7 protein-coding genes are annotated in these 8,272 nt (G+C 61.3%); 4 read left to right on the top strand and 3 right to left on the bottom strand.

The genetic code is table 11. The features are described 5' to 3' along the window. The 3 genes from RR51_RS28115 to intI1 all read right to left on the bottom strand — a co-directional run. Positions 1-2,963 (bottom strand): Tn3 family transposase (locus RR51_RS28115; RefSeq protein WP_039615449.1); only part of this gene is annotated, 2,963 nt, incomplete at its 3' end. 3 nt (positions 2,964-2,966) lie between these two features. Beyond that, positions 2,967-3,527: a recombinase family protein gene (locus RR51_RS28110; protein ID WP_039615448.1), complete on the bottom strand. Its 561-nt coding sequence runs from the start codon at positions 3,525-3,527 to the stop codon at positions 2,967-2,969. A 374-nt stretch (positions 3,528-3,901) separates the two neighbouring features. Beyond that, complete coding sequence (intI1, locus tag RR51_RS28105) at positions 3,902-4,915, bottom strand: class 1 integron integrase IntI1 (protein WP_000845048.1); 1,014 nt, start codon at positions 4,913-4,915, stop codon at positions 3,902-3,904. A 145-nt stretch (positions 4,916-5,060) separates the two neighbouring features. On the opposite strand from intI1, the gene RR51_RS28100 reads away from it, so the two are divergent. From RR51_RS28100 to RR51_RS28085, 4 genes are all read left to right on the top strand, one after another. Further along, positions 5,061-5,852, top strand: a complete 792-nt coding sequence (locus tag RR51_RS28100; protein WP_001261740.1) for an ANT(3'')-Ia family aminoglycoside nucleotidyltransferase AadA2 — start codon at positions 5,061-5,063, stop codon at positions 5,850-5,852. Positions 5,853-6,015: 163 nt separating this feature from the next. Next, complete coding sequence (locus tag RR51_RS28095; RefSeq protein ID WP_000679427.1) at positions 6,016-6,363, top strand: quaternary ammonium compound efflux SMR transporter QacE delta 1; 348 nt, start codon at positions 6,016-6,018, stop codon at positions 6,361-6,363. Beyond that, complete coding sequence (gene sul1, locus RR51_RS28090; protein ID WP_000259031.1) at positions 6,357-7,196, top strand: sulfonamide-resistant dihydropteroate synthase Sul1; 840 nt, start codon at positions 6,357-6,359, stop codon at positions 7,194-7,196. The genes RR51_RS28095 and sul1 overlap by 7 nt, the downstream gene beginning before the upstream one ends. Positions 7,197-7,323: 127 nt before the next feature. Beyond that, positions 7,324-7,824 carry a GNAT family N-acetyltransferase gene (locus RR51_RS28085; RefSeq protein WP_000376623.1) on the top strand — a complete coding sequence of 167 codons (501 nt, stop codon included), beginning with the start codon at positions 7,324-7,326 and terminating at the stop codon, positions 7,822-7,824. Positions 7,825-8,272 lie beyond the last annotated feature (448 nt).

Genomic DNA, 8,272 nt, shown 5'->3' with positions numbered 1-8,272 from the left:
GGTTTTCCGGGCAGCCTTAGCGGCCGAAACTTCCCGTCTTCCAGTCTGCGGCTCTGCCGCCAGACGTAATCGCCGGTTAGGTTGATGTGCTCCCAGCCCAGCGGCGACAGGAATTGCAGCAGCTCGCCGTCCACCGGCTTGCCGGCCTCGACCAACCCCTGGGTGGCGCGTTCCAGGTACACCGTGTTCCACAGCACGATAGCCGCCGTCACCAGGTTGAGGCCGCTGGCCCGGTAGCGCTGCTGCTCGAAGCTCCGATCCCTGATTTCCCCAAGGCGGTTGAAGAACACCGCCCTGGCCAGCGAGTTGCGCGCCTCACCTTTGTTCAGGCCGGCATGCACGCGGCGGCGCAGTTCAACACTTTGCAGCCAGTCCAGGATGAACAGCGTGCGCTCGATCCGGCCCAGCTCGCGCAGGGCCACGGCCAGTCCGTTCTGGCGCGGGTAGCTGCCGAGCTTGCGCAGCATCAGCGAGGCGGTGACGGTGCCCTGCTTGATCGAGCTGGCCAGGCGCAGGATGTCGTCCCAGTGGGCACGCACGTGCTTGATGTTCAGGGTGCCGCCGATCAGCGGGCGCAACGTCGGGTAGGCTTGCACGCCCTGCGGCACGTACAGCTTGGTTTCGCCGAGGTCGCGGATGCGCGGCGCGAAGCGGAAGCCTAGCAGGTGCATCAGGGCAAAGACGTGATCGGTGAAGCCGGCCGTGTCGGTGTAGTGCTCCTCGATCCGCAGGTCGGACTCGTGGTACAGCAGGCCGTCGAGCACATAGGTGGAATCGCGGACGCCGACATTCACCACGCGGGTGCTGAACGGCGCGTACTGGTCGGAGATATGGGTATAGAACAGCCGTCCCGGCTCGCTACCGTACTTCGGGTTGACGTGCCCGGTGCTCTCGCCCCGGCCACCCGCGCGGAAGCGCTGGCCATCGGAGGATGAGGTCGTGCCGTCGCCCCAGTGGGCGGCAAAGGCGTGGCGATACTGGTGGTTGACCAGCTCGGCCAAGGCCGCCGAATAGGTTTCGTCGCGGATGTGCCAGGCTTGCAGCCAGGACAGCTTGGCGTAGGTCAGGCCGGGGCTCGACTCGGCCATCTTGGTCAGCCCGAGGTTGATCGCATCACCGAGGATTGCGGACAGCAGCAACGTCCTGTCTTTGGCCTCGGCCCCGTCCTTCAAGTGGGTGAAGTGGCGGCTGAAGCCCGTCCAGTCGTCCACGTCCATCAGCAGTTCGGTGATCTTGATGCGCGGCAGTAACTGGCTGGTTTGGTCGATCAGCGCCTGCGCCCGATCCGGCACCGCCGCATCCAGCGGGGTGATTTTCAGCCCTGACTCGGTGAGGATGGCATCGGGCAGCTCGTTGTCCTTGGCCAGGCGGGTGACGGTGGCCAACTGCTCGTCCAGCAGCTGCAAACGCTCTTCCAGGTACTGGTCGCTGTTCGGGTTGATCGCCAGGGGCAGGGCCTGCTCGCGCTTGAGTGCGGCGAACTTCTCGGCCGGCAGCAGGTAGTCGTCGAAGTCGCGGAACTGCCGCGAGCCCTTGACCCAGATGTCGCCGGAGCGCAGGGCGTTCTTCAGCTCGGACAGGGCGCAGATTTCGTAGAATTTCCGGTCGAGGCCTTCCGGGGTGATCACCAGCGGCTTCCAGCGCGGCTTGATGAAGGCCGTGGGTGCATCGGCCGGCACCTTGCGCAGGTTGTCGGCGTTCATCTCACGCAGGGTCTGCACGGCTGCCAGCACGCCTTGCGCGGCCGGCGCGGCGCGCAGTTCCAGCACCTCCAGCAAGGCCGGCGTGTAACGGCGCAGGGTGGCGAAGTTCTCGCCGACCAGGTGCAGGTGGTCGAAGCCTTCCGGCCGGGCCAGCAGCTCGGCCTCGCTGACGCTCTCGGTGAACTCGTCCCAGGGAATCACCGCCTCGATGGCGGCATAGGGGTCGCTGCCGCTTTCCTTCGCTTCCAGCAGCGCCTGGCCGATCCTGGAGTACAGGCGCACCTTGTCGTTGATCGCCTTGCCCTGCTTCTGGAACTGCTGCTGATGCTTGTGCTTCGCGCCGCTGAACAGCTTGACCAGGATGCGGTCATGCAGATCGACCAGCTCATCGATCACGGTCGCGGTGCTCTCCAGCACCACGGCGGCCAGGGTCGCGTAGCGGCGCTGCGGCTCGAACTTACCGAGGTCTTTGGGCGTCATCTGCCCACCCTCGCGGGCCAGCTTGAGCAGGCGGTTCTGGTGGATGTGCCGGCCCAGGCCTTCGGGCAAGTCCACCAACTGAAATGTCTTCAGCCGCTCGATGTGTTCCAGCATGTGCCGAGAGTTGGGTTTCAGCGGTGCCTGGCGCAGCCAGGTCAACCAGGTGATGCTGCTGCCGGCCTTGAGCTTCAACAGCTCGTCCAGCTTGGCCCGATGCGAGTCCGTGAGTGGTTCGACCAGGGCGCGGTAGACCCGCCGATTGGCTCGCGCAATGGCTTCCGAGCAGGCCCGGTCAATCACGCTCAGCGCCGGCAGGATGCGTCGTTTCTGCCGTAGGCTCTCCAGGGCCTGACCGGCCAGCAGCAAGCCTTTGTCGGTCTGCTGGGCCAGCTCGGTTAGCTCGCGCACCAGGGCGCGGAAGTCGGACAGGCCGAACGGGGCCAGTTGCAGGTAGGTGCGCAGTTCCTGGGCATGCTCGCGACGGGTCACGTCGCGCTCGCCGTACTTTGCCCAGCTCGCCGGCTCGGCCTGGACTTGCTTCGCCACCCACAGGATGACCGGCTCGGGCAGCTCGCTGTCGGTTCCCAGCGCGTAACCGGGGTAGCGCAGCAGGCAGAGCTGCACGGCGAAGCCGAGGCGGTTGGCGTCGCCGCGTCGCTGGCGGATCAGCGACAGGTCGGAGTCGTTGAAGGTGTAGTAGCGGATCAGGTCATCCTGGCTTTCCGGCAGCGCAAGCAGGGTGTCCCGCTCCGTGGCCGAGAGGATCAAGCGACGCGGCATGTGTCAGTCGTCCGTGCGGAGGTACTGGTAGAGGGTTTCCCGGCTGATGTTGAACTCGCGGGCAAGCTGCGCCTTGGGCTCGCCGGCCGTCGCTCGCTGCCGCAGGGTAGCAGCCTGCTCATCGGACAGGGCTTTCTTGCGGCCCCGGTACGCGCCACGCTGCTTGGCCAAGGCGATGCCCTCACGCTGCCGCTCGCGGATCAGGGCGCGCTCGAACTCAGCGAAGGCCCCCATCACCGACAGCATCAGGTTGGCCATCGGCGAGTCCTCGCCAGTGAACACCAGGCCCTCCTTCAGGAACTCGATGCGCACACCGCGCTGGGTCAGCTTCTGCACCAGGCGGCGCAAATCATCGAGGTTTCGTGCCAGGCGATCCATGCTGTGCACCACCACGGTGTCGCCTTCGCGAACGAAACCGAGCATGGCCTCCAGCTGGGGACGCTGGGTGTCCTTGCCCGAGGCTTTGTCGGTGAACAGCTTGCCGACCTCGACCTGTTCAAGTTGGCGTTCCGGGTTCTGGTCGAAGCTGCTGACCCGGACGTAACCGATGCGTTGTCCCTGCAAGATGCCTCCATGGGCTGGATGGGCGGCAGGGCTTGCGTTGGTTTTTGGTTCCATTGCGCCCGAAGCCTTGAATTTGTCAGGCTGAAATCTATGACCTTGGCAAGCATGTGTCAAAGAATGTGAAAGCGGACTCTATTCTGACGGCGTGATGCGCCTTGCCTGACATCCAGTTTGTCGTTTTCAGAAGACGGCTGCACTGAACGTCAGAAGCCGACTGCACTATAGCAGCGGAGGGGTTGGATCCATCAGGCAACGACGGGCTGCTGCCGGCCATCAGCGGACGCAGGGAGGACTTTCCGCAACCGGCCGTTCGATGCGGCACCGATGGCCTTCGCGCAGGGGTAGTGAATCCGCCAGGATTGACTTGCGCTGCCCTACCTCTCACTAGTGAGGGGCGGCAGCGCATCAAGCGGTGAGCGCACTCCGGCACCGCCAACTTTCAGCACATGCGTGTAAATCATCGTCGTAGAGACGTCGGAATGGCCGAGCAGATCCTGCACGGTTCGAATGTCGTAACCGCTGCGGAGCAAGGCCGTCGCGAACGAGTGGCGGAGGGTGTGCGGTGTGGCGGGCTTCGTGATGCCTGCTTGTTCTACGGCACGTTTGAAGGCGCGCTGAAAGGTCTGGTCATACATGTGATGGCGACGCACGACACCGCTCCGTGGATCGGTCGAATGCGTGTGCTGCGCAAAAACCCAGAACCACGGCCAGGAATGCCCGGCGCGCGGATACTTCCGCTCAAGGGCGTCGGGAAGCGCAACGCCGCTGCGGCCCTCGGCCTGGTCCTTCAGCCACCATGCCCGTGCACGCGACAGCTGCTCGCGCAGGCTGGGTGCCAAGCTCTCGGGTAACATCAAGGCCCGATCCTTGGAGCCCTTGCCCTCCCGCACGATGATCGTGCCGTGATCGAAATCCAGATCCTTGACCCGCAGTTGCAAACCCTCACTGATCCGCATGCCCGTTCCATACAGAAGCTGGGCGAACAAACGATGCTCGCCTTCCAGAAAACCGAGGATGCGAACCACTTCATCCGGGGTCAGCACCACCGGCAAGCGCCGCGACGGCCGAGGTCTTCCGATCTCCTGAAGCCAGGGCAGATCCGTGCACAGCACCTTGCCGTAGAAGAACAGCAAGGCCGCCAATGCCTGACGATGCGTGGAGACCGAAACCTTGCGCTCGTTCGCCAGCCAGGACAGAAATGCCTCGACTTCGCTGCTGCCCAAGGTTGCCGGGTGACGCACACCGTGGAAACGGATGAAGGCACGAACCCAGTGGACATAAGCCTGTTCGGTTCGTAAACTGTAATGCAAGTAGCGTATGCGCTCACGCAACTGGTCCAGAACCTTGACCGAACGCAGCGGTGGTAACGGCGCAGTGGCGGTTTTCATGGCTTGTTATGACTGTTTTTTTGTACAGTCTATGCCTCGGGCATCCAAGCAGCAAGCGCGTTACGCCGTGGGTCGATGTTTGATGTTATGGAGCAGCAACGATGTTACGCAGCAGGGCAGTCGCCCTAAAACAAAGTTAGACATCATGAGGGTAGCGGTGACCATCGAAATTTCGAACCAACTATCAGAGGTGCTAAGCGTCATTGAGCGCCATCTGGAATCAACGTTGCTGGCCGTGCATTTGTACGGCTCCGCAGTGGATGGCGGCCTGAAGCCATACAGCGATATTGATTTGTTGGTTACTGTGGCCGTAAAGCTTGATGAAACGACGCGGCGAGCATTGCTCAATGACCTTATGGAGGCTTCGGCTTTCCCTGGCGAGAGCGAGACGCTCCGCGCTATAGAAGTCACCCTTGTCGTGCATGACGACATCATCCCGTGGCGTTATCCGGCTAAGCGCGAGCTGCAATTTGGAGAATGGCAGCGCAATGACATTCTTGCGGGTATCTTCGAGCCAGCCATGATCGACATTGATCTAGCTATCCTGCTTACAAAAGCAAGAGAACATAGCGTTGCCTTGGTAGGTCCGGCAGCGGAGGAATTCTTTGACCCGGTTCCTGAACAGGATCTATTCGAGGCGCTGAGGGAAACCTTGAAGCTATGGAACTCGCAGCCCGACTGGGCCGGCGATGAGCGAAATGTAGTGCTTACGTTGTCCCGCATTTGGTACAGCGCAATAACCGGCAAAATCGCGCCGAAGGATGTCGCTGCCGACTGGGCAATAAAACGCCTACCTGCCCAGTATCAGCCCGTCTTACTTGAAGCTAAGCAAGCTTATCTGGGACAAAAAGAAGATCACTTGGCCTCACGCGCAGATCACTTGGAAGAATTTATTCGCTTTGTGAAAGGCGAGATCATCAAGTCAGTTGGTAAATGATGTCTAACAATTCGTTCAAGCCGACCGCGCTACGCGCGGCGGCTTAACTCCGGCGTTAGATGCACTAAGCACATAATTGCTCACAGCCAAACTATCAGGTCAAGTCTGCTTTTATTATTTTTAAGCGTGCATAATAAGCCCTACACAAATTGGGAGATATATCATGAAAGGCTGGCTTTTTCTTGTTATCGCAATAGTTGGCGAAGTAATCGCAACATCCGCATTAAAATCTAGCGAGGGCTTTACTAAGCTTGCCCCTTCCGCCGTTGTCATAATCGGTTATGGCATCGCATTTTATTTTCTTTCTCTGGTTCTGAAATCCATCCCTGTCGGTGTTGCTTATGCAGTCTGGTCGGGACTCGGCGTCGTCATAATTACAGCCATTGCCTGGTTGCTTCATGGGCAAAAGCTTGATGCGTGGGGCTTTGTAGGTATGGGGCTCATAATTGCTGCCTTTTTGCTCGCCCGATCCCCATCGTGGAAGTCGCTGCGGAGGCCGACGCCATGGTGACGGTGTTCGGCATTCTGAATCTCACCGAGGACTCCTTCTTCGATGAGAGCCGGCGGCTAGACCCCGCCGGCGCTGTCACCGCGGCGATCGAAATGCTGCGAGTCGGATCAGACGTCGTGGATGTCGGACCGGCCGCCAGCCATCCGGACGCGAGGCCTGTATCGCCGGCCGATGAGATCAGACGTATTGCGCCGCTCTTAGACGCCCTGTCCGATCAGATGCACCGTGTTTCAATCGACAGCTTCCAACCGGAAACCCAGCGCTATGCGCTCAAGCGCGGCGTGGGCTACCTGAACGATATCCAAGGATTTCCTGACCCTGCGCTCTATCCCGATATTGCTGAGGCGGACTGCAGGCTGGTGGTTATGCACTCAGCGCAGCGGGATGGCATCGCCACCCGCACCGGTCACCTTCGACCCGAAGACGCGCTCGACGAGATTGTGCGGTTCTTCGAGGCGCGGGTTTCCGCCTTGCGACGGAGCGGGGTCGCTGCCGACCGGCTCATCCTCGATCCGGGGATGGGATTTTTCTTGAGCCCCGCACCGGAAACATCGCTGCACGTGCTGTCGAACCTTCAAAAGCTGAAGTCGGCGTTGGGGCTTCCGCTATTGGTCTCGGTGTCGCGGAAATCCTTCTTGGGCGCCACCGTTGGCCTTCCTGTAAAGGATCTGGGTCCAGCGAGCCTTGCGGCGGAACTTCACGCGATCGGCAATGGCGCTGACTACGTCCGCACCCACGCGCCTGGAGATCTGCGAAGCGCAATCACCTTCTCGGAAACCCTCGCGAAATTTCGCAGTCGCGACGCCAGAGACCGAGGGTTAGATCATGCCTAGCATTCACCTTCCGGCCGCCCGCTAGCGGACCCTGGTCAGGTTCCGCGAAGGTGGGCGCAGACATGCTGGGCTCGTCAGGATCAAACTGCACTATGAGGCGGCGGTTCATACCGCGCCAGGGGAGCGAATGGACAGCGAGGAGCCTCCGAACGTTCGGGTCGCCTGCTCGGGTGATATCGACGAGGTTGTGCGGCTGATGCACGACGCTGCGGCGTGGATGTCCGCCAAGGGAACGCCCGCCTGGGACGTCGCGCGGATCGACCGGACATTCGCGGAGACCTTCGTCCTGAGATCCGAGCTCCTAGTCGCGAGTTGCAGCGACGGCATCGTCGGCTGTTGCACCTTGTCGGCCGAGGATCCCGAGTTCTGGCCCGACGCCCTCAAGGGGGAGGCCGCATATCTGCACAAGCTCGCGGTGCGACGGACACATGCGGGCCGGGGTGTCAGCTCCGCGCTGATCGAGGCTTGCCGCCATGCCGCGCGAACGCAGGGGTGCGCCAAGCTGCGGCTCGACTGCCACCCGAACCTGCGTGGCCTATACGAGCGGCTCGGATTCACCCACGTCGACACTTTCAATCCCGGCTGGGATCCAACCTTCATCGCAGAACGCCTAGAACTCGAAATCTAACGTCCGTTCGGGCATCGAGGTCCATGTCGGGGTGGGACGGGCCCGTGGCTTCAAGATCACTTGCAGTCCGACCGCGATGTCTTGGTTGCGCGAGAGGTTGTCGATATCCTCCACTTCCATCATCAACCCTGGATAATGCCGCCGCCGTCATCGCCGCCGACGCCCGTGCCGGGCTTTTCGGGCCTGTCAGGCTTGCTCGGCCTTCAGCCTGCCTGGGCGAGATCTCCGGCGGACGGATTAACGGCGGAGCTTCGCCGCCTTTCGTGCGTGTGAAGGCCGAAGATAGTTCTCTCAAAAACATCCGTTTATGAGAGATACCAAATGTCATTTTCAGAAGACGACTGCACCAGTTGATTGGGCGTAATGGCTGTTGTGCAGCCAGCTCCTGACAGTTCAATATCAGAAGTGATCTGCACCAATCTCGACTATGCTCAATACTCGTGTGGGC

The sequence above is a fragment of the Pseudomonas sp. C5pp genome (assembly GCF_000814065.1).
Classification (GTDB): Bacteria; Pseudomonadota; Gammaproteobacteria; order Pseudomonadales; family Pseudomonadaceae; genus Aquipseudomonas; species Aquipseudomonas asiatica.
The sequence above is the reverse complement of the archived record's forward strand: the minus strand, read 5'-3'. Positions and strand labels throughout refer to the sequence as shown.